The sequence below is a fragment of the Sphingobacterium spiritivorum genome (genome assembly GCF_016724845.1).
In the GTDB taxonomy this organism is placed as follows: domain Bacteria; phylum Bacteroidota; class Bacteroidia; order Sphingobacteriales; family Sphingobacteriaceae; genus Sphingobacterium; species Sphingobacterium spiritivorum_A.
This window is the reverse complement of record NZ_CP068082.1, coordinates 2,024,745-2,050,407: the sequence shown is the minus strand read 5'-3', so window position 1 is coordinate 2,050,407 and position 25,663 is coordinate 2,024,745. Positions and strand designations below refer to the sequence as shown.

23 protein-coding genes are annotated in these 25,663 nt (G+C 41.3%); 18 read left to right on the top strand and 5 right to left on the bottom strand.

Annotation, left to right across the window (positions count from 1 at the left end; genetic code table 11):
- Window positions 1-123: 123 nt before the first annotated feature.
- Both I6J03_RS08555 and I6J03_RS08550 read right to left on the bottom strand, forming a co-directional pair.
- Window positions 124-699 (bottom strand): SMI1/KNR4 family protein, encoded by a 576-nt coding sequence (locus I6J03_RS08555; protein WP_003009405.1) that lies wholly within the window; start codon window positions 697-699, stop codon window positions 124-126.
- Between the two features lie 40 nt (window positions 700-739).
- Window positions 740-1,696 (bottom strand): helix-turn-helix domain-containing protein, encoded by a 957-nt coding sequence (locus I6J03_RS08550; RefSeq protein WP_003009402.1) that lies wholly within the window; start codon window positions 1,694-1,696, stop codon window positions 740-742.
- A gap of 105 nt (window positions 1,697-1,801) precedes the next feature.
- On the opposite strand from I6J03_RS08550, the gene I6J03_RS08545 reads away from it, so the two are divergent.
- Genes I6J03_RS08545 through I6J03_RS08530 form a run of 4 tightly spaced genes read left to right on the top strand, consistent with a single transcriptional unit; the run spans window position 1,802 to window position 5,047 of the window.
- Window positions 1,802-3,055 (top strand): hydroxymethylglutaryl-CoA reductase, encoded by a 1,254-nt coding sequence (locus tag I6J03_RS08545; protein ID WP_201694321.1) that lies wholly within the window; start codon window positions 1,802-1,804, stop codon window positions 3,053-3,055.
- A 2-nt stretch (window positions 3,056-3,057) separates the two neighbouring features.
- Window positions 3,058-3,639 (top strand): CDP-alcohol phosphatidyltransferase family protein, encoded by a 582-nt coding sequence (locus I6J03_RS08540; protein ID WP_003009392.1) that lies wholly within the window; start codon window positions 3,058-3,060, stop codon window positions 3,637-3,639.
- The gene (locus I6J03_RS08535) at window positions 3,618-4,364 is read left to right on the top strand and encodes a phosphatidate cytidylyltransferase (RefSeq protein WP_003009389.1); all 747 of its coding nucleotides are present in this window, start codon (window positions 3,618-3,620) and stop codon (window positions 4,362-4,364) included. The genes I6J03_RS08540 and I6J03_RS08535 overlap by 22 nt, the downstream gene beginning before the upstream one ends.
- A gap of 5 nt (window positions 4,365-4,369) precedes the next feature.
- Window positions 4,370-5,047, top strand: coding sequence for a diacylglycerol/polyprenol kinase family protein (locus I6J03_RS08530; RefSeq protein WP_003009387.1), 678 nt, complete (start codon window positions 4,370-4,372; stop codon window positions 5,045-5,047).
- 158 nt (window positions 5,048-5,205) lie between these two features.
- Here I6J03_RS08530 and I6J03_RS08525 read toward each other — a convergent pair whose 3' ends face one another.
- On the bottom strand, window positions 5,206-6,312 hold the full coding sequence (locus I6J03_RS08525) for a hypothetical protein (RefSeq protein WP_201694319.1): 1,107 nt from the start codon (window positions 6,310-6,312) through the stop codon (window positions 5,206-5,208).
- 116 nt (window positions 6,313-6,428) lie between these two features.
- On the opposite strand from I6J03_RS08525, the gene I6J03_RS08520 reads away from it, so the two are divergent.
- The 5 genes from I6J03_RS08520 (at window position 6,429) to I6J03_RS08500 (ending at window position 13,353) form a co-directional block, all read left to right on the top strand.
- Window positions 6,429-8,825, top strand: a complete 2,397-nt coding sequence (locus I6J03_RS08520; protein ID WP_003009376.1) for a TonB-dependent receptor — start codon at window positions 6,429-6,431, stop codon at window positions 8,823-8,825.
- Window positions 8,826-8,937: 112 nt separating this feature from the next.
- Window positions 8,938-9,516, top strand: a complete 579-nt coding sequence (locus I6J03_RS08515) for a YdeI/OmpD-associated family protein (RefSeq protein ID WP_003009373.1) — start codon at window positions 8,938-8,940, stop codon at window positions 9,514-9,516.
- Between the two features lie 131 nt (window positions 9,517-9,647).
- Entirely contained in the window at window positions 9,648-10,067 is a 420-nt protein-coding gene (gene yiaA / locus I6J03_RS08510) for an inner membrane protein YiaA (protein WP_002998337.1), read from the top strand.
- Window positions 10,068-10,318: 251 nt separating this feature from the next.
- Window positions 10,319-11,419 (top strand): aldose epimerase family protein, encoded by a 1,101-nt coding sequence (locus tag I6J03_RS08505; RefSeq protein WP_003009369.1) that lies wholly within the window; start codon window positions 10,319-10,321, stop codon window positions 11,417-11,419.
- Window positions 11,420-11,460: 41 nt separating this feature from the next.
- Entirely contained in the window at window positions 11,461-13,353 is a 1,893-nt protein-coding gene (locus I6J03_RS08500; RefSeq protein ID WP_039990230.1) for a glycoside hydrolase family 2 protein, read from the top strand.
- A gap of 59 nt (window positions 13,354-13,412) precedes the next feature.
- Here I6J03_RS08500 and I6J03_RS08495 read toward each other — a convergent pair whose 3' ends face one another.
- Window positions 13,413-14,636, bottom strand: a complete 1,224-nt coding sequence (locus I6J03_RS08495) for a glycosyltransferase (RefSeq protein WP_232279768.1) — start codon at window positions 14,634-14,636, stop codon at window positions 13,413-13,415.
- A 99-nt stretch (window positions 14,637-14,735) separates the two neighbouring features.
- Here I6J03_RS08495 and mprF point away from each other — a divergent pair, with 99 nt between their 5' ends.
- The 8 genes from mprF (at window position 14,736) to I6J03_RS08455 (ending at window position 24,593) form a co-directional block, all read left to right on the top strand.
- Complete coding sequence (gene mprF, locus I6J03_RS08490; protein ID WP_003009358.1) at window positions 14,736-17,333, top strand: bifunctional lysylphosphatidylglycerol flippase/synthetase MprF; 2,598 nt, start codon at window positions 14,736-14,738, stop codon at window positions 17,331-17,333.
- Window positions 17,334-17,346: 13 nt separating this feature from the next.
- Window positions 17,347-18,027, top strand: coding sequence for an AcvB/VirJ family lysyl-phosphatidylglycerol hydrolase (locus I6J03_RS08485; RefSeq protein ID WP_003009355.1), 681 nt, complete (start codon window positions 17,347-17,349; stop codon window positions 18,025-18,027).
- Window positions 18,028-18,156: 129 nt separating this feature from the next.
- Window positions 18,157-18,738 carry a tRNA-(ms[2]io[6]A)-hydroxylase gene (gene miaE / locus I6J03_RS08480; RefSeq protein WP_002998324.1) on the top strand — a complete coding sequence of 194 codons (582 nt, stop codon included), beginning with the start codon at window positions 18,157-18,159 and terminating at the stop codon, window positions 18,736-18,738.
- Between the two features lie 98 nt (window positions 18,739-18,836).
- Window positions 18,837-19,877, top strand: coding sequence for an LLM class flavin-dependent oxidoreductase (locus tag I6J03_RS08475; RefSeq protein WP_039990228.1), 1,041 nt, complete (start codon window positions 18,837-18,839; stop codon window positions 19,875-19,877).
- Window positions 19,878-19,943: 66 nt separating this feature from the next.
- Window positions 19,944-20,792, top strand: a complete 849-nt coding sequence (locus tag I6J03_RS08470) for a DUF4349 domain-containing protein (RefSeq protein WP_003009349.1) — start codon at window positions 19,944-19,946, stop codon at window positions 20,790-20,792.
- A 187-nt stretch (window positions 20,793-20,979) separates the two neighbouring features.
- Window positions 20,980-22,671: a hypothetical protein gene (locus tag I6J03_RS08465; RefSeq protein ID WP_003009346.1), complete on the top strand. Its 1,692-nt coding sequence runs from the start codon at window positions 20,980-20,982 to the stop codon at window positions 22,669-22,671.
- A 112-nt stretch (window positions 22,672-22,783) separates the two neighbouring features.
- Entirely contained in the window at window positions 22,784-23,842 is a 1,059-nt protein-coding gene (gene rlmN / locus I6J03_RS08460) for a 23S rRNA (adenine(2503)-C(2))-methyltransferase RlmN (RefSeq protein ID WP_002998315.1), read from the top strand.
- 58 nt (window positions 23,843-23,900) lie between these two features.
- A complete protein-coding gene (locus tag I6J03_RS08455) occupies window positions 23,901-24,593 on the top strand; it encodes a ComF family protein (protein WP_003009343.1) in 693 nt (230 codons plus the stop codon).
- A gap of 121 nt (window positions 24,594-24,714) precedes the next feature.
- Here I6J03_RS08455 and I6J03_RS08450 read toward each other — a convergent pair whose 3' ends face one another.
- Window positions 24,715-25,095 (bottom strand): VanZ family protein, encoded by a 381-nt coding sequence (locus I6J03_RS08450; protein ID WP_003009341.1) that lies wholly within the window; start codon window positions 25,093-25,095, stop codon window positions 24,715-24,717.
- 219 nt (window positions 25,096-25,314) lie between these two features.
- Between I6J03_RS08450 and I6J03_RS08445 the strand changes: the two genes are divergently transcribed.
- On the top strand, window positions 25,315-25,650 hold the full coding sequence (locus tag I6J03_RS08445) for a PadR family transcriptional regulator (RefSeq protein ID WP_002998305.1): 336 nt from the start codon (window positions 25,315-25,317) through the stop codon (window positions 25,648-25,650).
- Window positions 25,651-25,663: the final 13 nt, after the last annotated feature.

The window sequence follows — 25,663 nt, the reverse complement described above, 5'->3', positions numbered from 1 at the left end:
ACGTCAAATCCTTTGAGAATTTCATATCTGAAATGATGCTATAAGGAGGTACTTATAAAATCGTATAAAATTGCGTCCATCCAACCTTTTTGGACAGCCTCTTTTTTTGTGCTTATTTAGTAATTAGACTTGTTTCTTAGGTGAGACTGGGATTCGTCCTATATCCCGTCTCTGCAGACACCTGAAAATCCGTTCCTTCGGATTATTGAAAACGGGGGTATACTGAGGGCCATAGTGTGTCAGATTATCGATGACACTGTAAAGTGATTTTCCCACTTTCTTAAAACCTGTGCCCCGGAAATCGGTAAGATAGATGTCAAATTCGTGTGATTCGGGGTTTGACTCATAATCCCAGAACAGGTAGAGTCCATTTTCGCTGCTGGCAAAAGGAAATAATCGTTTTAACAATTCAGAGGAACCATCCGGTTCCAGTTCAAACCAGATATCATTGTTATAAACATCTTCGATATACGTGTTTTTGATTTCTTCCGATCGCACAAACAGGGAATCACCGTAGTCTCCCATGGGTATATAAATTAGAAACTCTCCCAATGCCACGCCATATCCGTAGGTCAGAACAAAATCTTTGTAAGAATCCGGAAAACCTTTGCAATTTGGGAATTTATAACTTTCAAGAGATTGTGTATCCCCAAACTCTAGCGGAGTTCCTGAGAGTTTAAGGTCAAATTGAGATTTCATAAAGCAACGTAATTATCAGAATGTGTAAATATAATCCCCTTTAACCAATATCATTAAAAGAAGTAATCTGATTCTTGTACAGATCTATTTTTTGATAAGCCCTGTTAAAAAACATTTTTTTATCACGGGTGCCCGCTGTATTCAGAAGTTTGGAGTTTTTGAGCTGATGCTGAAAGAAATTAGAAACATGCTTACACGTGTCCGTATCATTGGTGATAAAATACCCCAGCATGGTATACGGGACAAATAAAGATTTACGTTGTTTATCTGCTACGAGAACATTGTTATTCAGGATCAGCAGATCATGATAATAGAGACGGTACTGTTCATTTTGCGCGGTACATTTTTTCTCGAGAGAAAATATCAGTTCTTTAAGATTTTCACAGAGAGCTTTTCCATTATCTGCAGTTAACAACCCCGCATGAAAGAAATACATGATTTGCTGCAGAGTACTGTTTATCGTCGTATCATTCCAGATTTCATGAGCACTTATGGCAGAATAGAAATGATTTAGTTTTCTGCTGTTATCCATAATCCGGGCATTTTTTTCAAAGGTTTCAAAAGAAATATCCAGACCTTCCATATTCAGCAGATTCAACCATACATAACGCTTGAATGTAGATAAGAGATCTGTATTTATCGTATAGAATATCGGAATATCTTTAGCCGAATAATAGAGACTGGTCTCGGTACCGGGAAGGTAGTCAATTAAGGATTTGAGAGAGTTGTCCAGATAGCTGCTGAAGTCATTCAGCGTCTGAATCTCTTTTGTTCTTTTGACCAATACATGCTCACCCCGCTGAAAAACCTGATCCATTGAAAAACCAAAGTAGTTTGCCAGCTGAACAGATTCTTCAATAGAAAATTTACTTTTCATCGATATACGCCGATGTGCAGCGTCATAGCTGATGTCCAAAGCAGCAGATACTTCCGCGATAAGTGACTGGTGTTGGCCTGTTTTTTTTTGGATTTCGCGGATTAACAGTTCCTGATACATAGGCTTATTTTGTGATTTTCACAAAAATGCAAAATATTATTATTGATTGTCACAAATTAAACAACAAAAATCGCAATATGTTTGTGTTTACTAATATCAATTATTATGGCCTCATCAATTGAAAATACAGACATTAAAGGTATAATACACAACCTCAAAAACCGCAAACCTGCAGAATTAGCAGTTGACTGTACACTTCCGTTATCTCAGGAGGTAAACAGGGAAGGTCTGGAGCAGCGGCATTCGTTTTTACAAAAGATTACCGGAAAACAATTTCCCTGTCTGGCGGGAGGAGAGAGCAGAGATGAACCGGATCTTCTTAACGGAAATATTGAAAATTATATCGGGATGTCTTGTGTGCCAACAGGAGTGATCGGCCCGTTACGGATTACGGGTTTTGCCGCCAATGCTGATTTCTATGTCCCTCTGGCAACGAGTGAAGGTGCTTTAGTAGCCTCTTATCATCGCGGCACAAGAGCCTGTTTTATGGCAGGTGGTATTACTTCAATATGTCTGCAGGAAGGTGTACAACGCAGTCCCTTGTTCAAATTTGAAAATGTAGGCGAACTAGGTCTGTTTGTGAGCTGGCTACTTCCGCAGGAAGAAAAACTAAAGGAAATCACAAAACAAACCAGCCGCTATGCCCGATTAGCCAATATGCAGATTCAGATCGAAGGGAACCATCTCATTGTCACTTTTGAGTATCAGACTGGAGATGCGGCAGGGCAGAATATGGTCACGATATGTACAGATGCCATATGCCAGTATCTGGTATCACACAGTCCTGTAAAGCCTAAGCTCTGGTTTGTAGAAGGTAATTATTCCGGTGATAAAAAAGCAACTGCTCTATCTTTTACAAATGTCCGCGGCAAAAAGGTAACTGCGGAAATTGTGCTTCCGGAGACTATTGTCCGGCAGGTATTGAAAACCTCACCTGAACTTATGGCAGAATACTGGCGCTCCTCAACAATGGGTATTATTCAGAGTGGTGCTATAGGAGCGCACGGACACTATGCGAATGGGTTGGCGGCTTTGTTTCTGGCAACCGGACAGGACGTTGCCTGCGTGGCAGAAGCAGCGACTGGTATAACACGTATGGAGCTTAATAAGGATGGTTCCTTGTACGCAAGTGTGACTTTACCTAATCTGATGGTTGGAACAGTTGGTGGAGGAACTCATCTGTCCACACAGCGGGAGTGTCTGGAAATGATGGATTGCTATGGAGCAGGCCAGGCCAGAAAATTTGCTGAAATATGTGGTGGTCTTGTGCTGGCTGGCGAACTCTCTATCGCAGCAGCGTTATCTGCAGGGCATTTTACAAGTGCTCACCAGAAATTCGGACGTAAGAAATCTGTATAGCTATGGATACTAAAAAAGAAAACATATGGAATGTGCCCAATGCCTTATCCATATACCGAATACTGGCTTTGCCTTTTATTATCTATGCAATATGTGTAGGAGACAAACCGCTTTTTATTACACTTCTGTCTGTCAATCTGATAACGGATATCCTGGATGGGCTTATTGCCCGTTTATTTCACTTACAAACGGAATTGGGTGCAAGACTCGATTCTCTGGCCGATATCGGCACCTATATTATGGCTTTTGCGGGAATGATTGTGCTGGAGAGATCTTTTGTTATGGAGCATAGGATAGAATTCAGTCTGCTGATCGGGATGTGGCTGCTACCTCAGTTAGTGAGTTTGATCCGTTTCCGCAGATTTCCGAGTTTTCACCTCTGGTCCTACAAAGTAACGGGATATGTGCAGGGTGTCTTTATATTCACATTTTTCATATTCGGAGTAAGTACGATTTACTTTTATATTATGCTGGTCATCAGCTTTCTGGCCTATATGGAAGAATTACTTTTAGTATCAATCCTGCCCGAACTCCGGTCGAATGTGAAAAGCAGTTTATTCGTGTGGAACAAATCAAAGAAATGATGTTTTTGAACCTGATCTATATAGTTATTTTATTTTTCGGGATTGGTGCCCTGCTTACTGTAATACTAAATAAAAACAGCAATCCGGAGCAGAAAAGATCCCGGTGGATTAAGTATATTCTTTATTTACTGATCGTCCTTATTACAGCCGGGTGCATTCAGGCCGGGCTGATGATTTATCTGGCATCGGGACTCATCTTTGCCGGATTTGTGGAGCTTCTTATGGTGGGCATGTGCTCAAACCGGGGTGTAATTTTCGGCGCTGTATCAATCCTTATTTATATCGGTATTACTATAGGCTTTTATAGGTTTATTGTCAGCAGTACTCCTGAAGTGTTGCTGTATATCTATACCATTATTTTTACGTTTGACGGCTTCTCGCAGCTCTTCGGTCAGTTGTTTGGTAAAAGAAAGATATTACCGAATATCAGCCCGAACAAAACTACTGCAGGCACAGTTGGAGGGAGCATTGCAGGCTATACAACAGGCCTGCTTATTATTGATCATGCACAGACCGTTGATGGGTTTGGCCTGATTTTACCGCTATTGATCTGCATCTGTGCTTTTGCAGGAGATGCTCTGGCATCCTGGTATAAGCGACTTTGTGCAGCAAAAGATTACAGCAGGCTGATTCCGGGACATGGAGGTATCCTGGACCGCTATGACAGCTTTATTTTCACCGGGTCGGTTATCGGTTTAGTTCATTTTGGGCGAATACTTTGTTAACAGATATGGAAACAGGAATAGTTAATGCACTGATACTTTCAGGACTTTTTTTATCGCTGTTTGCTGTTGCAGAACTGTTATATCACTGCTGTAAAGTAAGGGCTGAATTCACACGCAAAATCGTACATACAGGTACAGGCTTATTAGCATTGCTTTTTCCACTGATGCTGGATAATCATTGGTGGGTTTTAGTTTTATGTACTTCTTTTACTATTCTGCTGATATATTCTGTGCATTTTCGTTTACTCCGGTCGATTCATGCTATTGACCGGAGATCTGTTGGCAGTCTGGCGTATCCGGTTGCGGTATATGGCTGCTATCTGAGTTATACCTTCCTGAACAATCAGTTGATATACTACTATCTTCCGGTTCTGATATTAGCGATTAGTGATCCGCTTGCCGCATTGAGCGGAAAGCGATGGCCATTGGGTGCTTATCAGATCCGGGGAGCACACAAGACAATGGTCGGTTCCCTTTTCTTTTTTATCAGTGCCTATTTGATTATGCTGGTTTCCTGCATTTTATTCCGGTATCCTTTGCAGGGACAGGAGATGCTGGTATTAGCACTGCTTTCCATTATCACAGCTCTGACAGAGGCATTGAGCCGTGACGGGTATGATAATGTCACGATCCCGTTTGCCGTATCTGTCGGTTTTTACATCTTTGAGACTTTAACTCTCTGATATTTTATCTCTAAAAGATCATTGCCGGGATATGGTCGCTTTTCAAAACAGCGTGGATCCAATGGTCTGAAAATGACGATGTGCCTAATGTCAGTAATCAAGACACTAAGCACATACCGCCATCTTCTAAAAATCAACCAGAACCCAATTCTTAACTATTATTCACTAGACATGGCTAATGTCAGATCTGTTTCAAAGGTCAGACCTGTAGTGGTAACCGCTTTTATTATAAACTTATAACTTCCGGCTTTCAATGCATCATCTTTTTTAACAGTTACAATTCCGGTAGCAGGATTGACAGCAAAAGTGTTGTTGCTATCTGTAAAAGCTTTGCCATCCTTCTCTACCGAAACAAGACTGAATGAAGATTTGTATTTATCCGGATATAAAGTAGGAGCAGCAGAGACATAGCCGTTAGATAAGCCAATATGAATCAGATTGAGTCTGATTGTCAGGTTGTGTTCCGGATAATACATTCCGAAAAAGAATTTGATTTGCGGAATAAATATAACCTGGAAAGGAGTTGAGGCAACTGGAAATCCATCTTTTAGCAAAGCGGGTGCAAGATCATATTTTTTTTCAGCTTGTTTCTGAGGGTCTCCGGCAGTAGCGGCAAATTTGATCTGATTACCGTCTATGCTGACTGCCGTATCTCCGTCCGCAGGTTTTGGCAAGAACCAGGAAGTACCGTTAGTAGGTGTTTTCAATGCATCCAATTCAAAACTAGCTCCTTTATCATTGTATAAGACATAGGAAAAGGGAGTTTCGCCGTTGTTTTGGACTCCTTTAATGCTCACTTTAGCCGGAGAAACTTTGATTCCTACCGTTTGTCTGCCCACGACAGTGCCGTTAGCTGCGGTAGCTACTACCGTTACTTTGTAAGTATCCGGAATTTTGATTCCGTTCGTTAGAGAAACGACTCCATTCGGGTATAGAACATTACTGTTAATGTGAATTTTATTTTGTTTTTTTTGAATGGTGAAGGCCTGACTTAATTTATCGTGCAGTTTGGTTGTTCCCGAAATCGTAATATTTTCCGTTTCAGCGAATTCCAGCCGCAAGGAGACATCCCCGTGTTCTGCTAAGGAGCCGGGCAACGTCAAATCTTTTTCTTCTCCGTACAGGAGTGAAAGTTGTGATGGTAATTGAAGTTCAATCTGGGGATCTGGTGTTTTTTCATCTTTTTTGCAGGCCGAAAACGTAGACAGCAACAAGGCTGTGGCGCAAGCAAAAAGCAAGGATTTAGTGTAATTGTAGCGTTTCATAAAATGTATTTTTTGACGAAGGTAGGAATATATTGTAATAAAACGCAACAATGTTGCATTTAAAATTTGTTTTTATATTTTTGCACCATCATTTAAACATTACTTCTCAACTCTATATGAAATCGTTTCACTATCGTATTCCGTTAGTACTTATTCTATCCACAGGTATATTTTATGTTCCCCGTCTTCAGGCGCAGGAAAAAGTCACTCCTGATAGTCTGAAAAAGATCAATTTACCCACAGCTATTGTAACAGGCAGTAAATCCTCAAAGGGAAATGTGTCTGAGCTGAGTCGCAAAGACCTCGATATATTGCAGGCAAAGACGCTGGGCGAAACCTTGAGCCGTGTTCCCGGAGTACAGAATGCGAACTTCGGCCCGAATTCTGGAGCGCCAATGATCAGAAGCATGAGTGGAAACCGTGTCAAAATCCTTTCTAACGGATTATCTTACAATGATCTGTCCGGTATAAGTCCCAATCTGAACAGCAATGTTGATATGGATAATTTACTGGGAATTGACGTGTATAAGGGTAGTGCGAGCGTGCTCTATGGCGGTAAGGCAATCGGAGGAGCTGTGGATATGCACGATAACACAATTCCAGTGACATTATTTGCACAGTCTTTTGGAGGGCGTGTCACGGTAGAAGGTGGTACGAATAGCGGAACCAGACAGGCCGTCGATATCAATGGTAATCTCGGGAAAAAATGGGCCTGGCATTTCGGGGGAATGAATCAGCATAATAATAATCTTAAAATCCCAGGAAATACCAAAGCTCCGATAGCGTATGATCCCCGGATTGATCACCTGACCGAAACAATGGCACAGGTTAATGTGGATAGAGAGACGATTCGTAATCTGAGCCTGTATCCTTACCTAAGCCAGTTTGTACTGGATCATTTGAATGATCCCAAATGGGGGCTTTCCGAAGCAGATCTTTATACTTTTGAATCCCATTCTGTTATCGGTACTGAGCGTGTGCTCAATCCTCCCAATGACAAATATATCGCGGGACAAGACCCCGAAACACCTCTTTCGACGACTGTAGTACATGGGATTTCGGATTATGCACCCGTGAGCAGAGGGATCATGCCCAACAGCCATGCGGAGAGCCGGGCGATAAATATCGGAACGAGTTATATTCAGGATCGGTGGCGGATAGGCTTAGGCTACCGTGCATTGGAGGGATATTATGGAATTCCGGGATTTGCGATGACAAGTAAACCTAAACATTCACACGATGTAGTGGTGCCAATGCCGGACTACGCACCGATCAATACAAGGGCTCTGGCTCACAGTGCACTTTTTGAAACAGCTTATCGGGCTGATTCTTCTATTATATCCGCCTGGAAACTCAATTATATGATGCAGCGATCTGATGACAGAGAATTGGTGGGAATATACCAGGTCAATAAATTCAACAGCACCAGACACGCCCTCCGAACAGATATGGAACATCAGGTTAAAAAATTCTGGAAAGGAACCAGTGGAACAGATTTTTCCTTTTTAAAAATTGATGGAACGGGGGCACAAAGATATTTACCCAATAATTGGAGCCGGGAGGTTGGCGCATTTACGCTGCAGCAATTTACTTTCCAACCCGTACTGTTGAATCTGGGGTACAGACATGATTGGGTCGTACGGCGGGCAGAACATGATGCCGGATATAAAACGAGTCGCGGGATGGCAGGAGGAAAGCTTTCCGACCGGAATTTTGATCTGAATCATTTTTCTGCTGATCTACGCTGGAACGTATTGAAAACAGCTTTTGTTAAATTATCCTACAATCATGCTGAACGTGCTCCTGATGTAAACGAACTATACGCCGGTAATGATCATTTCGCAATTATGATTGAAGAAAACGGAGATGACAGATTACCCAAAGAAGTTGCTAAAACCTATGAATTCGGAGCCGGCTGGCAGGGGTACGGTTTTCAGGTGAGTGCAACATATTATGAAACAACGTTTGACAATTACCTTTATCTGGCACATACCGGAATATCCAGATCCGGAGGTTTTCTGGTCAAGGAATGGAGAGCTTCCGATACGAAAATTTCAGGTTGGGAAGCTGAACTAAGCTACAAAGCTTCCTGGACTAGGGGCAGAACGTGGGAGATATCCTCTTTCTTTGATCTGGTCAAAAATGAAAACACAGCAGATGATAATATGCGTAAATGGGCTGAAGGAGATTATATGCCAAATCTTCCCACCAGCCGATACGGCCTTGCAGGATCGCTGCAGTTGGATAAGATATTTTTTCATGCATCCTTTGACCGCTATCTGAAACAACGTTATTTAGGGAAAAATATAAATCCGGAGCCTCCGATGCCAGCTTATTCTCTGCTTGCGGGACGGGTCGGATATAGATTGAAGTTTATGGGACAGACAGTAGAATGCTATGCGCTTGGTAATAATCTGCTGAACATAGAAGCCAGACCACAAAATTCCTTTTTAAAATATCTTGCCCCTCTTCCGGGTCGGAATATCTCTTTGGGCGTCAAAGTGCTTCTGTAACAGTCGGATTTATGAATAAAGATTGTTCAGAGCAGGTTTTTTGTGTAAGTTAGTTAGATCTTGTAAATGAAGGTAGTTTGCTTTCTGAGTTCTTAATAAACAATACGATGCTATGGAAGAAACCAGAAATGGAGTTAAGGTGCTGTACGCTAAATCGAGAGCCGAATGGCGCCAGTGGCTTGCGGATAATCATCAGGCCGCTGACTCGGTGTGGCTTGTTGTTTTCAGAAAAGAGTCTGCTGTACAAAGTGTGCTGTACTCTGAAGCCGTGGAAGAGGCGCTTTGTTATGGGTGGATTGACAGTCTCAAGAAAAAACGGGAACCGGATGGATGCTTTCAGTTTTTTTCTAAAAGGAAAGCGAAGAGCAACTGGAGCGCTGTAAATAAGAATAAAATTGCATTGCTGATTGAGCAGAATCTGATGACGGATGCTGGTATGGAAGTGGTGGATATAGCCAGGAAAAATGGTATGTGGGATGCATCCGATAATGCGGAGAACCTGTTGATTCCACCAGATTTGGAACATGCTTTTCTTATTAATAAAGAAGCATATAAAAATTGGGAAAGCTTTTCAAAAACATCAAAAAAAGAAATTTTGAAATGGATCTATAATGCGAAAAGACCTGAAACCAGACAAAGGCGAATCGAAGAAACAATCTCTTTAGCCACTGAAAATAAAAGAGCAAAATAGTTTATAAGTTGAATTTAAGGAATAGCAGGGAGAAAATAAATTCTTTATATTGGACGTTTATATATCAGCCATTTATAATTAAGAAGAAACCCTTTGTTTAGAAATTTACTACAAATCAATTATACAACTATATGAATCAAAAACCATCAAGTGCATTTATTGCTGCTTCCTGGATTGCTCTGGCAGCAGGAATTGCCGGCTTTCTTATCGGACTATGGAGAGCTGAAATGCTGTTAAATGAAAAAGGCTATTATTTCACTGTTTTAATGTTCGGACTTTTTGCTGTTATCTCCGTTCAGAAGAGTGTACGGGACAGACTGGAAAATATTCCGGTTACAGATATATATTATGGACTTAGCTGGTTTTCGACTATTCTGGCCATTGTATTACTGACCATCGGGCTTTGGAATGCAACCCTGCTTCCAAGTGAAAAGGGATTTTATGCCTTCTCCTTTTTACTGGCATTGTTTGGTGCTATTGCTGTACAAAAAAATACAAGAGACAGTCAGCAACTGGCGAAGAAACAGGATAATCAGGATCCGAATTTCTAATAATTACTACCTATTCTTACTTATATATCGTGTGAGAAAGAATAGATTTTGAAACATGCTTCCTGATAAAAAATAATCAACTCTACTGACTTCTCCGTTGGGGAGTTGATTATTTGTCACAGAATAGATATACGCTATATGTGTGTATATAGAAATTTTAGAACTATTTTTATATACAGATACCTTTGAAAAACAATATGTATGTCAGGAACCGACATACATATTATTATGATAATACAAACGGCTAACCCATGAAAATCACCATCACATTGTTTGTACTTACTATCGGAACTTTGTTAAGTTGTCAATCCACAACAGATAAACGCACAAAAGAGCAGGTGAATTTACAAGATTCATCATATCAGGTGTTTACGCTGACAAATAATAAAGGGATGACGGCCAAATTCTGCGAAAACGGTGCAAGAATTATGAGTCTGCTGGTACCTGATAAAGATGGAAATCCTGTAGATGTCGTGATTGGATTCGAAGATCCTGCAGATTATGACACAGCTACTGAACCTTATTTCGGAGCAACAATAGGCCGGTATGGAAACCGGATTAATAAAGGTAAATTTTCACTTGAGGGTAAAGACTACCAATTGACGATCAATAATGGTCTGAATACATTGCACGGAGGTACAACAGGATTTCAGTATAAAAAATGGAACCTCGAAAAAGTTGGTGACAGCACACTTGTCTGTACACTGGTTTCACCGGATCTGGATAATGGCTTTCCCGGAAATCTGACGGTCAAAGTGATATATACCCTTACGAATCATAATGAGCTGACGATGGAGTATGAAGCGACAACTGATAAAACCACAGTCGTGAATCTCACCAATCATGCTTTCTTCAATCTGAACGGATCCGGTAGTATTCTTAATCATGTCCTTCAGATAGATGCGGATCAGTATACACCTGTTGACAGCTCATTAATTCCTACCGGAGAGCTGTCAAATGTAGGAGGAACAGCTTTTGATTTCAGAAAGGAAAAGAAAATAGGAGCTGACATAAATGATAAAAATGAGCAGTTGAATTTCGGGAAAGGGTATGACCATAACTTCGTTCTTAATAAGAAATCTACGAGCCCGGTGGCAACCGTAAAAAGTACAGATTCGGGAATACAAATGCAAATCTATACCAGTGAGCCCGGACTGCAGTTTTATTCCGGCAATTTCATGCAGGAAAAAAACATACTCAGAAACGGTAATGATATTTACAGATCCGCATTTTGTTTAGAAACGCAACATTTTCCGGATAGTCCCAATCATGCTAACTTTCCTTCAACTGTGCTTCGGCCGGATGAGGTATATCATACAAAATCAACCTATGCTTTTTCTACCGTTAAATAACTGAAAAACGTTTGGAACCAAAAAGAAACAAACTAATGATTATGAAAAAAGGAATATTGCTGATACTGGTGGGGTGGCTATCTGTAGCTCAGGTCTTTGCTCAGAAGGAATGGAAAATAGTGCCCGGAAAAATTACCACAGAATGGGCTTCAAAAGTAAATGCATCTTCTCCCCATGCGGAGTATCCGCGACCACAATTAACACGTAATAATAACTGGAAAAATCTTAATGGCCTGTGGCGATATGCGATTTTGCCTGATGGTGCTGATGCGCAAATTCCGGAATCTTTTGACGGAGATATTTTAGTTCCTTTTGCCGTAGAATCCGCATTAAGTGGAGTGGGCAGAGCCGTGGGGAAAGATAGTGTACTCTGGTACTACCGGGAGATTGAAATTCCTTCTTCTCTGCGGAAAGGGAAAGTGTTATTACATTTTGGAGCGGTAGATTGGGCAGCACAGGTCTATGTAAACGGGACAAAGGTTGGAACACATGAAGGAGGATATGATCCGTTTTCGTTTGACATCAGCTCTGCACTGAATAAAGGCACAAAACAAAAGATCGCTGTTCGGGTCTGGGACCCGACAGACGAAGGGCCGCAGCCTGCCGGTAAACAGGTCAACAAGCCGGAGTCTATCTGGTATACACCAGTCACAGGGATCTGGCAGACCGTATGGGTAGAGGCTGTTCCTGAAACGTATATCTTGTCAACCCGTCAAACGCCTGATATTGATAAGTCGCAGCTACAGCTGACAGTAGAGACAAGTAATCTTCAGACGGGTGATGAGATAAAAGTAACCGCATTGGACGGATCAGCAAAGGTTACAGAGCAGTTGCTGACAGACGGAGAGACGACTTTATCTATTCCAAATGCAAAACTGTGGTCTCCGGAAAATCCTTTTTTATATGATCTGAAAATAACGGTACTACGCAAAGGAAAAGTGATAGATGAAGTTGGAAGCTACTTTGGAATGCGTAAAATATCCATGGCTAAGGATCAGAATGGCATACAGCGCATGATGTTGAATAACGAGTTTGTATTTCAGTACGGACCATTGGATCAGGGCTGGTGGCCGGACGGATTATACACCGCTCCGACTGATGAAGCACTGGTATTTGATATTCTGAAAACCAAAGAAATGGGATTTAATATGATCCGTAAACATATTAAAGTAGAACCAGCCAGATGGTATTATCACTGTGATAAGCTGGGGATGCTGGTATGGCAGGATATGCCCAGCGGAGACAGGGGAGATAACAACTGGTCTCAGCACCTTCGGGTCAAGATGCCTGCCGGAGAAAAAGTCGATGCCGATCACGATCTGATAGCGCAGGCACCAGATCTCAAATTTGATAAGATGCGTTCTGCAGAATCAGAAAGGATATTCCGTAAAGAGTGGAAAGCAATCATGGATAAATTCCATAATTATCCGTCTATCGTTGTCTGGGTTCCGTTTAATGAAGCCTGGGGACAATTCAAAACGAAGGATATCGTGGAATGGACGATGAAATATGATGCCAGCAGATTGGTAAATGCTGCAAGCGGAGGTAATTTTTTCGTAGGCTTGAGTCCGATACTTGATCTACATTATTATACGGGACCCGCTATGCCGGATCCGGCTGTATATGGCAGCAAACAAATTCTGGTATTGGGCGAGTTTGGAGGATTGGGACTTCCTGTCAAAGATCATGTATGGCTGGATAAGGGCAACTGGGGCTATAAGTCCTATGATGACAAAGAGAAACTGCTGGTTGAGTATGCTAAGCTTATAGGGCGTCTTCCGGAATTGATCCGCGCCGGACTTTCTGCAGCGGTATATACTCAGACTACAGATGTGGAGATTGAGACTAACGGACTTATGACCTATGACAGAAAAGTAATAAAGATTCCTGTAGACGAATTAAAAAAGATTCACAGCAAACTTTATAATAAATAATTGATTTACAGCACATATTGTTTTGTAATAAGAAAGGTGTCTCTTTGAAGACGCTTTTCTTATTTGTTCTTTTCTGTAATCCAGAGGGACATATATCTGGTGCTTTGCAACGTGTGATGTTGCAGGATCTGCCCTACAAAATGAGTTTGCCGGTGTAAGACAAGAGAACGCTGTAACTCAAATAGTCTTTGTATAAACGTCTCCGCAAACTTCCTGCTGGAATATCGGTTATTGATAATCGAAATGCCTTTTTTCTGCGCCTCATTCCAGATCTCCCTGTCCCGATAAAGGATAGTGACCTGCTCCGTAAACAGGTTTATATCATTCTCCACTGCGCCAGGCCAGTTAACTCTGTCAGCCATTGATTCGGCTCCTGTTGAGGACGTGACAGAGGGTGTGCCGGTTTGCATGGCATCTATAAACTTACCCTTTATACCTGCTCCGAAAGGGATAGGTGCGATCAGCAGTCTGTGGTTCGCCATTGTTGCTCTGGCATCTTCTGCCCGGCCGGCTATAAAAAAACGCTCTTTAGGATTATGGAGTTGTAAGACTTTTTGAGAAGGATAAGCACCATAAATATAAAGAGAGACTTCAGGCATTTTTTTACGAAGTAGCGGCCAGATGTTTTTCTTAAGATTCAGTACGGTATGCCAGTTGGGTTCATGCAGAAAATTGCCAATAAACATCATATCTTTTCTCTCTTCAAATGTCTTCCAGGATGCAGCTCTCTCATCATCAATTTCCTGTTCCAAAAAAGGCAGATAATATAGTAAACGAGGGTCTATACGGAATGTGGAAGTCAGTAGATCCATCTCTGTCTCTGAGATAATCAGACTGATGTCCGATCGCAGAATAGCAGCGAGTTCGCGTTTGGTGACATCGTTGTAAAGGTCGGGAGCAGCATGTGTCGTATTCTGCTGACGTGCGTGGCGGAGAAAATGAAGATCTTCGGTGTCCAGGATCTTTAGCGCATCCGGGCAGTGTTGTGTTACTCTCCATCCATACTGCTCTTCGATCATAAAGCGGTCGAATACCACCATAGCAGGATTCAGTTCTTGAATAAAAGTATCAAAAGAAGGATCATTAAGCAATATTGGAGCTTCTTCTACACCCATGGCAACAAGATCAAGACTGTATGCAGACTTTTGAGCAGCACAGGCAAAGACGACCTGTAAATCATGTTGAAGGAAAAGTTCTATCAGTTGCTGCATCCGGAATCCTGCCGCTGAGGATGTCGGTTCCGGCCACACAAGGCCAATAATTAATACGTTTTGCTGTTGCATGAAGTCCAAAGTTAAGCCAATTTTAACACGAAGGTTAATTTTTTTTAACATTGCTTTATTGATAAATAATACTACATTCGTTTCATCAATGAGGTTATAATGAACGCATTGCTCAAAGAAAAAATAAGGAGTTTTTCACCAAAGACATATTGGAAAGAGATCGTAGCTATCTTCGTTATCCTTTTGGCTTTTTTCTTTTTCCGGAGTGAACGTAAGGAACTGGCATCCATTCTTCCGCAATTGCAGCAGGCTGATCCCGCCTGGCTTATTGGCGGAGTCTGTATAACCATACTGTATATTCTTCTTCAGGGCTGGATGTACATCCAGAGTTTCCGCACTATAGGCGCATCTCTGCATCTTTCAGATGCTATAGAACTTTTTTTAAAACGTAATTTTTTAAGTGTATTTCTTCCGGCAGGAGGAATCAGCTCGCTCGCCTATACCACGGCACAGCTGCGCCGGCGCAAGCTCAAAGCTACGCAAATCCATCAGGCGGGGGCGATTTACGGCTATGTCGGCCTCTTGACGGTATTTATTATCGGAGTTCCGGTTATTATCTACACGTTATGGGATCATCGTACCTTTAATGATGCCTGGCTGGCCTTACTGGCATTAGGTCTGCTTCTGGGTATTGCTTTTGCTGTTTTCTGGTCCTTTAGAACCCGAGGTAAACTTTACGGCCTCGTAGAACGGCGGTTTCCAAAAGTAATCCATCAGATAGACGAAGTCTTTTCAGGTAGTCTGAACCGTAAGCATCTGTTGTATACCGTTCTTATTTCTACCCTGATCGAATGCTGTGGTATTCTGCATGCTTTTGTGAGTATGTATGCCTTAGGTGTACACATCTCTTTCGAAGCGGCTGCGGTAGGCTATACGATTTCGGTAGTACTGATGATAATTTCTCCTTTTTTAAGAGGACTGGGAGCTGTGGAATTTACGATGCTGTACATTTTTACAGCCTATGGATACGCGCATGATCAGGCTTTAGGAATTACATTGCTGTATCGGGTATTTGAATTCTGGTTGCCTTTGTTTGCCGGAATAATTTCGTTTTTGTGGCGGGGAAAGCAATTAATTGTACGGATTCTTCCGGCGGTATCTATTTTCTTTTTAGGGCTCGTCAACCTGATTTCGGTGGCCACGCCACCTCTCGCTGAAAGGATGCGACTGGAGAGATTTTATCTGCCTGCAGAAGCGATGCATGCTTCCAAGCTGATGGTACTGGTCATGGGAATAGCACTTATGGTGACATCAGCGTATCTCCTGAAGGGACTTCGATTAGCCTGGGTTGCGGCTATTATCTTTACCGTACTGTCGTTGTTCGGCCATCTTGGAAAAGCCTTTGACTATGAAGAATCCATAGTTGCCTTGCTCATTCTTTTCCTGTTAATGAGCAACAGAAGACAGTATAATATCAAGACAAATCTGAATTGGATCCGGATTGGCTTTATAACATTCTTTACGGTTCTGGCCGGAGTGGGGCTATTCGAATTTCTGAGCTTCTATTTTATAGATAAAAAGCACTTTGGTGAAGACTTTTCCTGGCAGGAATCGCTTTACCATACGATCCGCAGTTTTCTGTTGTTTTCGGATGATGAATTAAATCCGCGCACAAACTTTGGTCGCGATTTTCTCAATATCACCCGGTTACTCGGGCTGTGTTCCTGGTTATTATTATTATATACTATTCTTCGTCCGAAGATTGTGCACCCCGAAAAGATTCAGGAAGGTCACGAGCTGGAGAGAGCAAAGAATCTGTTGCAGCTCTACGGACATTCCCCAATGGATTATTTCAAAGTATCTGCCGATAAGCAGATCTATTTTTCAACACTGACAGATGGATTTGTGTCCTATGCAGCAGCCAGTGAGTTTGCCATAGTACTGGACGAGCCTGTTTGTGAAGAAGAAGATAAGGAAGAAGTAATTGCCGAATTTGAAGAGTACTGTCATGGGCTCGGTCTGAAGACGGCATATTACAGGGTAGATGAAAGCAGTCTGGTCTATTTCATGGATATGAAAAAGCAGAAGATCGTAATCGGTCAGGAAGCTATCATGGAAACACGCTCTTTTTCCCTTAGCGGAAAAGACCGGAAGTCCTTACGAAACGGGCTTAATGCGCTCACAAAGAGAGGATATAGTGCTGAGGTGCTGTATGCTCCCCACAGCCCGGATCTGGTAGAGGAATTGCAGTCCGTTTCGCAGGAATGGTTAGTATCATTTGGCAAAAAAGAGATGATCTTTTCACAGGGTATGTTTGAAGCCGAAACAATACAATATCAGGATGTAATTGTCGTGAGAGATGAAGAAAAAAAAATACAGGCTTTTTTAAATATTATTCCGGATTACGCTCCTGAAGAATGTACCTATGATCTGATCCGTAAACGTGCCGAAGCTCCGGGGGGATGCATGGATGCGCTTATAGTTGAATTAATAGGGTACGCACAGCAAAAAAATCTCAACTATCTTAATCTGGGTATGATTCCTATGAGCGGACTCAGTAATCCGGACAATCCGGCAGAGCAGATTATGAAGTTTGCATCCGAGAAAGTCGGTAGTTTTAAGCATTATCAGACCTTGCGGAGTTTCAAGGAGAAGTATGCAACTATATGGGAAAATAAGTACCTTGTATTCAGTAATGATTTTGATTTACTACAATTACCTGTAGCACTGACAAAGGTAATGAAGCCTGGAAAGTAGGAGAGGTCTATATATGAAAAAGAATTGGGGTTTATTGGCAGCATTGATGATTTTAATGATCGTACAGGCTCAGCAAAATACGGTTCCTATGAAAGAATGGAAGGGAAACACAAAAGTTCCGTTTATCTTATTTTTTAGCGGAGATGGCGGATTGAACACTTTTTCGAGCAATCTTTGCAGTGCATTCGCAAATAAGGGCTATGGCATTTCCGCTGTGGATTCCAAAAAGTATTTCTGGAATAAGAAGAGCCCCCAGCAGCTTGCCACTGATATGACTATCTATCTCCATAAGATACTGGACAAAAGGCCTAATACACAGTTTGTCATTGCGGGATTCTCTTTTGGCGCCGATGCAGTTCCCTTTCTTGTAAACAGACTTCCTGGAGATCTCAAAAATAAATTGTATCGGGCTATAATGATAGAGCCTTCTACCTCTACCGATCTGGAGATTCATCTGGCAGATATGGTCGGCCGGAGTCATGTCAAAAGAAGCCTCAATGTCATTGCTGAAATAAATAAAATAGAAAATACACAAACCCTTCTGTTGATGGGAAACGATACCCGGGATTTTCCTTCCTCGCAACTCATCACAAAACACTTACGTATTCAGGTACTGAAAGGGGATCATCATTTTGACGGACATGAAGATGAAGTGGCGAATGCTGTGATCAGCGAACTGACATCGCATCATTAAGAATCAATTTGACAATGCCGGTACCTAAAAGCGGCATAATATCCTTATTTTTATACTTTGAAAGGAAGAAGAGGTTGATATCGGCAGATTATTAAACAGCTTCTACTATTTACTCTTTTTACTTTATATATGTTAGGATTGAAATTATTAACGGATCCCCGTTGGGCAAATATTGCAGAATCTAATTTAGAGGAGATTCTTACAGATCACGCCTGGTGCGAACAAAAAGCAGCAACAAATGCTATTTCTCTGATTACTTATAACTCTGAACATGAGGATCTTGTGCATGAATTGACGGCAATTGCTATTGAAGAAATGCAGCATTTTCAGATGGTTATTGAGATTATCCGGGAAAGAGGGTATACGCTGGGAAGAGAGCGTAAGGATGACTACGTAGGTCAGCTGATGAAGTTTTCAAAGAAAGACGGAAGCCGTAATATGGCTTTTATTGATCGTCTCCTTTTTGCCGCTATGATAGAAGCCAGAAGCTGTGAACGGTTCAGGGTATTATCTCAAAATATCAAGGATCAGGATCTTGCCAGATTCTACCATGATCTGATGGTCTCTGAGGCGAATCATTATACTACATTTCTGAATTTTGCCAGAAAATATTCTACAGATGTAGATGTTGATAAACGTTGGAAGGAGTGGCTGACATTTGAAGGAGAATTGATTCAGAGTTACGGCAACAAAGAGCTTATTCACGGGTAATCTACACGAGATATTTTCATAACAAACGTTTCTTATCATACATCAATGCAGGAACAACCAATCTTATCTAATTTTGTTGATATAAAATGGAGAATATTATGGAATTAGGAATAGGAATGTTTGGGGATCTTCAAATAGATCCTGCTACCGGCAAGATACAGGCTCCACAGGAGCGTTTACATCAAATTATTGAAGAGGTCAAGCTGATGGATGAAGTCGGTCTGGATTTCTTCGGAATGGGAGAGCACCACCGTTCAGATTATGCTGTAGCTGCTCCGGAAATTATTTTAGCGGCGGCAGCATCCGTTACTAAAAATATCAAATTGGGAAGTGCAGTTTCTGTATTAAGTTCTGCAGATCCGGTTAAGTTATATCAGGATTTTGCTACCGTAGATTTACTTTCCAACGGTCGTGCCGAAATCATGGCCGGCAGAGGTTCTTTTATTGAATCATTTCCATTATTCGGGTTTAAATTAGAAGATTACAGTGAGCTTTTTGAAGAGAAATTAGACTTATTGCTTCGTATCAATAAACAACAAACGGTTAACTGGACCGGTAAGTTCAGGCCATCCCTCATTAATCAGGAAATTTTTCCGAGAGCTGTGCACAATGAACTTCCGATCTGGATCGCAGTCGGAGGTACGACTTCTTCTGTTATCCGTGCCGGTAAATTAGGACTTCCTGTTATGTTTGCGATAATCGGAGGAGCTGCTGAACAGTTTCAGCCTTTGTTCGAAATGTACCGCCAGGCATACGAAGATAATGGACATGATATGAGTAAATTTCAGGTAGGGGTACACATGCATGCCTTCTTTGGTGAAGACAGCAGAAAAGTATCGGAATACTACTATCCTGTATATGCAGCTCAGATGAACAGAATAGGTAAGAGCCGCAACTGGCCTCCTTACCAAAGATCACAATATGATTTTGGTCGTTCTATCCATGGACACCTGATCATAGGAAGTGAGAATGAAGCCATAGAAAAAATCCTTCATGTACAGGAAATGTTTGGTTTGACACGTTTCTCAGCACATATGGATGTCGGTAGTCCGGATCACGATATGATGATGAAATCCATTGAAATATTCGGTACAAAAATAGCTCCTGCTGTTAAAAAAGCATTAGCCAAAGCCGAATAAATAAGGATACATTTTTCTTTTATGGAATTTGATCTGATGCTGCATCATGTCTAAAATTCAAAAGAAATGAAAAATGTACAACGAATCTTGTTAATAGGATCAGCAGTACTGGTCCTATTTTCGTGTAATAAGCTTTCGGACTCTTCTAAGGTCGCTTTGTCCGAGCCTGATGCCGCAGAACCTATGGCGCTGAATCTGGAAGATCTGAGTGAACCGAATGCTGCAGTTGATGCGGCGGCAAAGGTGAGTCTGGTTGTGCCCCAGAAAAAAATCATCAAGACAGGATCTGTTTCTGTAGAATCCCGGGATGTAGCGAAAAGTAAAAAAGATCTCGATGCGCTGGTCAGCAAACATAAAGGGTTCTATGAAGAAGAGACACTTTCAAAAGGAAATTCAATAGCCTCGTATAATCTTAATATCCGGATTCCTGTACAAGGCTATGATTCATTCATTGCAGAACTGGAAGGTGGGAAGGACAATATTACAAGTAAGAGTATTCAGTCTCAGGATATGACCGGGCAGTATTATGATCTGGACTCGCGGCTGAAAAGCAAAAAAGCCTATCTCCAGCGGTATACAGAACTGCTTAGTAAAGCCCGGAATGTCAAGGAGATCTTAGAGATTGAGGAGCAGATACGGGTTATTCAGGAAGAAATTGATGCAACGGCTGCTTCTCTCAAATCTTTAAATGAACAGGTCGCATACAGTACGCTTTCTGTCTATCTCTATCAGGAACAATCCAATATTTCCATCGGGGCAGACAGCTTTGGCACCAAGCTGGTGGATGCGGTTCGTTTCGGATGGACGGCGTTGGAAACCTTTTTTATTATCCTGATTCGTATCTGGCCGTTTTTACTGATCGGAGTATTGGGATTTGTATTTATCCGCAAATATAAAAAGCGCAGGAAACAATAAAATTTACTGCTGTCTTTTGTGAGAAATGATGCCGCTATACCTGGAAATAGCGGCATTTTTTAATAATAAAATGGGATGAAATGTATCTTATACACGTAAACGTTTTCGTAATTTTTTCGTTGTAAATGCAAGAATATTAGGCGTATAGATCATTATATTTGGTTGATACCAATCAAATAAACTACTTATGAACAATCTAAAAACACTAATACTGGTGGGGGTATTGGGCATGCTGTACGCTTGTCAGAAACCCAATGTAACGGATACACAATCCGATTCAAAACTTTCCAATACAAATACTGTTGCCAGTCTCCCGCTGAATGCCGGTGGCTTTGTTTCAAATGCCAGAAACCTGAATATCATTTATTTTGTTCCGTCCGACAATCCGGCAGTAAGTGGTTATAAAGAGCGGCTGAGTGATCTGCTGATTCATTTTCAGGGATTTATTACAGCGGAGATGACCCGTAACGGATATGGAGGCAAAACTTTAGGACTTCCGCTGGACAGTACGACTAATCGTGTAAAAATTATAACAATACAGGGCGCGCAACCTCAGGCAAATTACCCATACAGTACGACAGCTGCGAATGCCATTATAAGTGAAATAAATGCTTATAGATCCACGCATCCACAGGAGTTTTCTACAACGTATCACAATCTGATTATTTTGCCTCAACGTACAGATGGCGGTGGGCAGCCTTTCTTCGGCCTTGGAAGAAACTGTTTTGCCCTAGATAACCCTAATATCAGCCTGGCAGCTATGCCAACTACTACATCTGCTTATATCGGTGGACTGTTTCACGAGTTAGGACATGGTCTAAACCTGCCTCACAACAAGGAGAAAGTTTCAGAAGCTCCGGTATTAGGAACCTCATTAATGGGGAGCGGAAATTCTACTTATGGTAAGACAGGCAAAAAGACCTTTCTTTCAGAAGGAGATTGTGCTATATTATTTCACAATGAACTGTTTCAGCCGTCTGTCGTTCCTGGACAATATGGAAGTCTGACTACAAATGTATCTCTTACAGAAGCGTATTACAATACAGCAACATCAAAAATGGTTATTTCAGGAACATTTACCAGTAATCAGACATTGGCAAACGTCCTTTACTACTTTGATCCGGTCAGTAGTCCGACGAATACAGATCATGACTCTCCCATGTGGGTGAATGCTCCTTCCGGAAATACATTTCATATAGAAATGCCTGTAAGTGACTTACATTCCTTAGGTAATACATCTTATAATTTTACAATACGGTTGCTTGCTGAAAACGGGAACATCAGCGCTAAAGGATATACTTTCAGTTTTGTAAACGGAGTTCCAAAATTTGCAGGCAATACAACTACCGTAACGCAAAACTGTTCTTACGGAGGATATAACATTACACTTCCATATGGCTCTTATACCACAGCAGAGTTGTCCGCATTAGGTGTCGCAAACAATGATGTTTCCGGTATAAAAGTACCGATGACTGGCGTCAGGGTAAGATTGTACGATCAGGACAACTTTGCCGGAACTCCGCTTCTGATGACCACAAGTGCAGATTGTCTGGCCGGAAGTTATGGTTTTAATGATAAGACCAGTTCTGTTATTGTCGAGCCTTATGGTGGCGGGGGTACAGCCAAATTTTATAAACATTGCAGTTATGGCGGATATGAGGTCGAATTGCCGGTCGGAGGATATACAACAGCAGAATTAATCGCTAAAGGAATCTCCGATAATGATATTTCAGGAGCGTTATTGTCTCCGAATATCCGGGTGACACTGTATGATCAGGACTACTTTAAAGGCAGTAGTTATGTATTGAATGCCTCCAACAGTTGTATTACATCATTTAATGATAAGGCATCTTCCGTACTTATAGAATATGTGAATTAATAGTAAAACAGGTGATTGATAGTAGGCTGCTTCGGAGACGGAGCAGCCTTTTTTTGATACTGCTGTGTCATTAGAAAAGACGGATTTCCAAAATTAACCGTAACTTTGCGCCGTGGCAGTAAAAAGTAACATCATCGACATCAGAAGTTTAACACTCGATCAGCTGAAGCAAAAGTTAGTTGAAATGGGAGAGCAGGGATTCCGCGCCAAGCAGATATATGAATGGCTGTGGCAGAAATCCTGTACTGACTTTGATGAAATGAGTAACCTGAGTAAAGCATTGAGAGACACATTAAAGGCAAATTTTGCTATTAATGCCGTGACTGTCAAAGAATCACAGGTCAGTTCGGACAGAACTATAAAAAGCTCTTTCTGGCTTTATGATAACAATGTTATTGAAGGAGTACTTATTCCTACTACCGATCGTATGACTGCATGTGTCAGTTCTCAGGTGGGATGTAGTCTTACCTGTAAATTTTGCGCAACCGGATATATGGATCGCAAACGCAACCTGAATGCGGATGAAATATACGATCAGGTTGTATTGATCAGCAAACAGGCTGAAGAAAAATACGGACAACCCCTGACAAATATTGTGTATATGGGTATGGGCGAGCCTTTGCTTAACTATGCCAATATGATGAAGTCTGTCGAACGGATTACCTCTCCCGACGGATTGAATATGGCCGCTAAGCGGATCACTGTATCTACAGCAGGTATTGCCAAAATGATCAAAAAACTGGGTGATGATGGTGTGAAGTTTAATCTGGCACTATCTTTACATGCCGCCAATGATCAGAAGCGTAATGAAATCATGCCTATAAATGAGCAGAATACACTGAAAGCTCTTGCTGAGGCACTGAAATACTTCTACCTGAAAACCAAAAGCCCGATCACCTTTGAGTATATTGTCTTTAATAATTTTAATGATGAGCTTGAAGATGCGAAGGAGCTGGCCCGTTTTTGTAAACATGTCCCCAGCAAAGTCAATCTGATTGAGTATAACCCCATATCATTAGCAGATTTTACCAATGCTGATGCTGATAAAATAGATGTTTTCGCAGAATATCTGCGTAGTCAGGGCATCATCACAAATGTACGCCGTAGCAGAGGTAAAGATATAGATGCTGCCTGCGGACAGTTAGCGATCAAAGAAGAAGAAGCTGTATAGCCGGTTTTCAGTTTTCATTTTCATTGGTTAACTTTAAGGGAACCAATGACTTGAATGTATGAAGCTGCTGTTCTTTTGGAAAGATTTTCTATCCTTATTTTTTCCGGAATGTTGTTTTGGCTGTGGAGCAGGGCTGCTCTACCAGGAAAAATTTCTATGTACCACATGTCTGTACCATTTGCCGCTGACCTGTTTTCACCTGGACAACAACAATGAACCTACACGCCAGTTAAGAGGAAAATGTGATTTTCTGAATGCAACAGCTATGCTGTTTCTGTCCAAAGGAACATGTGTAGAACGTATTCTTTATCAACTCAAATATAACGGACATCCTGAAATCGGTTATTTCCTGGGAATGAAATATGGTGAAGTACTTAAGAGAACCAGCGAATATGCAGATGTAGAACTTGTTGTCCCTGTTCCCTTACATCACAGGCGCCAGAGAAAAAGAGGGTATAATCAGGCAGAATATTTTGCAAAGGGGATCGCAAGCTCGATGAGTATACCGGTGGATAGTGTCAGCATGGTTCGGACTGTAGAGACTTCGAGCCAGACTATGCATGCCAGACTGGATCGGTATGACAATGTAGAGGGCATATTTGACATCTTGCAGAAAGAAGCACTGAAAGATAAACATATACTCCTTGTAGATGATGTATTGACAACAGGAGCTACCCTGGCTTCTGCTGCCCGTACACTAACAGGCATCAGCGGAGTCCGGGTGTCCATTGCTACCCTTGCAAGAGCCTGACTTTATTTTCGCTTACCCGAGTTTACAGAGGGGCAGCCACAGTCTTTCTTAAAGATGGAGCAGGAGCTTATGCATACCGTTGTGAGGGCAATCATAATAGTAAAAATCCAGTATTTTCTTTTCATATTGTTCTTTTGTGATAGAGTAATGAATACGCAAAGACACCCATTCCTATACCTACAGTGTCTGCAAATATATCCCACCAGTCTGCACTTCTTGTCGTTGTAAGATACAGTTGTATCCCTTCTGTCAGGAAAGCAAATGATAAGGCTATTAGTATGATTATAATACTTGTTTTCAGCTTGGTTGCCCTTCTTTTGGATTGTAAAACGGACCCGAAGTAGGACAAGACTGTAAACACAAAAAAGAAACCTGTGTGTACCAGTTTATCAAATCCTTCGAACGTACTGACGCCATTGAAATCATTGGACGGAAGGCTAATCAATATAAGAACGATTATGGACCACAAAATCGTCCATGAATAGTTTATTAAAAATCTCATTAAAATATTCTTTCATTATAAGGAAGGTTAAGATGCCTTCCATGTTTTAAAAATAGGGAAAAATAACGGAATAATGATTTTTTTAACTTTTTGAAAAGCGATCAAAAAAAATCACAAAAAATTATTTATCTGATTATCAGTGTTTTGAGTGTTAATGTTTAAAAAATATAGTACTATGTATTGCAAAGTACAGGACAAAGCATATATCTTTGTATTGTTATGATAGCTGAAAATACACAAACACAAATGAGGAAAGGGATTCTGGAATACTGTATCCTTTCTATTATTTCCCGAGGGGAGATATATGCCTCAGATATTATCAGCGAACTAAAAAAGGCGCAGTTACTGGTAGTAGAAGGTACCCTATATCCATTACTTACTCGACTTAAGAACAATGGTTTGCTGAGTTATATTTGGAAGGAATCGACTTCAGGTCCTCCAAGAAAATATTATGAGATCACTGCAGAAGGTCTTCAGGTCCTCGAAAAATTAGATGTTACCTGGAAAGAACTGGTATTTGCAGTATCTACATCAATTGAAGGAAGAACAAACTAAAGGCTAACAATTA

Excerpts from the sequence above, each read along its gene's own strand:
- I6J03_RS08550 (WP_003009402.1), bottom strand. The coding sequence starts at position 1,696 with ATGTATCAGGAACTGTTAATCCGCGAAATCCAAAAAAAAACAGGCCAA.
- I6J03_RS08545 (WP_201694321.1), top strand. The coding sequence starts at position 1,802 with ATGGCCTCATCAATTGAAAATACAGACATTAAAGGTATAATACACAAC.
- I6J03_RS08505 (WP_003009369.1), top strand. The coding sequence starts at position 10,319 with ATGAAAATCACCATCACATTGTTTGTACTTACTATCGGAACTTTGTTA.
- I6J03_RS08475 (WP_039990228.1), top strand. The coding sequence starts at position 18,837 with ATGGAATTAGGAATAGGAATGTTTGGGGATCTTCAAATAGATCCTGCT.
- I6J03_RS08455 (WP_003009343.1), top strand. The coding sequence starts at position 23,901 with ATGAAGCTGCTGTTCTTTTGGAAAGATTTTCTATCCTTATTTTTTCCG.
- I6J03_RS08500 (WP_039990230.1), top strand. The coding sequence starts at position 11,461 with ATGAAAAAAGGAATATTGCTGATACTGGTGGGGTGGCTATCTGTAGCT.
- I6J03_RS08495 (WP_232279768.1), bottom strand. The coding sequence starts at position 14,636 with ATGCAACAGCAAAACGTATTAATTATTGGCCTTGTGTGGCCGGAACCG.
- I6J03_RS08515 (WP_003009373.1), top strand. The coding sequence starts at position 8,938 with ATGGAAGAAACCAGAAATGGAGTTAAGGTGCTGTACGCTAAATCGAGA.
- I6J03_RS08465 (WP_003009346.1), top strand. The coding sequence starts at position 20,980 with ATGAACAATCTAAAAACACTAATACTGGTGGGGGTATTGGGCATGCTG.
- I6J03_RS08540 (WP_003009392.1), top strand. The coding sequence starts at position 3,058 with ATGGATACTAAAAAAGAAAACATATGGAATGTGCCCAATGCCTTATCC.
- mprF (WP_003009358.1), top strand. The coding sequence starts at position 14,736 with ATGAACGCATTGCTCAAAGAAAAAATAAGGAGTTTTTCACCAAAGACA.
- I6J03_RS08485 (WP_003009355.1), top strand. The coding sequence starts at position 17,347 with ATGAAAAAGAATTGGGGTTTATTGGCAGCATTGATGATTTTAATGATC.
- yiaA (WP_002998337.1), top strand. The coding sequence starts at position 9,648 with ATGAATCAAAAACCATCAAGTGCATTTATTGCTGCTTCCTGGATTGCT.
- I6J03_RS08530 (WP_003009387.1), top strand. The coding sequence starts at position 4,370 with ATGGAAACAGGAATAGTTAATGCACTGATACTTTCAGGACTTTTTTTA.
- I6J03_RS08555 (WP_003009405.1), bottom strand. The coding sequence starts at position 699 with ATGAAATCTCAATTTGACCTTAAACTCTCAGGAACTCCGCTAGAGTTT.
- I6J03_RS08450 (WP_003009341.1), bottom strand. The coding sequence starts at position 25,095 with ATGAGATTTTTAATAAACTATTCATGGACGATTTTGTGGTCCATAATC.
- I6J03_RS08525 (WP_201694319.1), bottom strand. The coding sequence starts at position 6,312 with ATGAAACGCTACAATTACACTAAATCCTTGCTTTTTGCTTGCGCCACA.
- I6J03_RS08470 (WP_003009349.1), top strand. The coding sequence starts at position 19,944 with ATGAAAAATGTACAACGAATCTTGTTAATAGGATCAGCAGTACTGGTC.
- I6J03_RS08445 (WP_002998305.1), top strand. The coding sequence starts at position 25,315 with ATGATAGCTGAAAATACACAAACACAAATGAGGAAAGGGATTCTGGAA.
- miaE (WP_002998324.1), top strand. The coding sequence starts at position 18,157 with ATGTTAGGATTGAAATTATTAACGGATCCCCGTTGGGCAAATATTGCA.
- I6J03_RS08520 (WP_003009376.1), top strand. The coding sequence starts at position 6,429 with ATGAAATCGTTTCACTATCGTATTCCGTTAGTACTTATTCTATCCACA.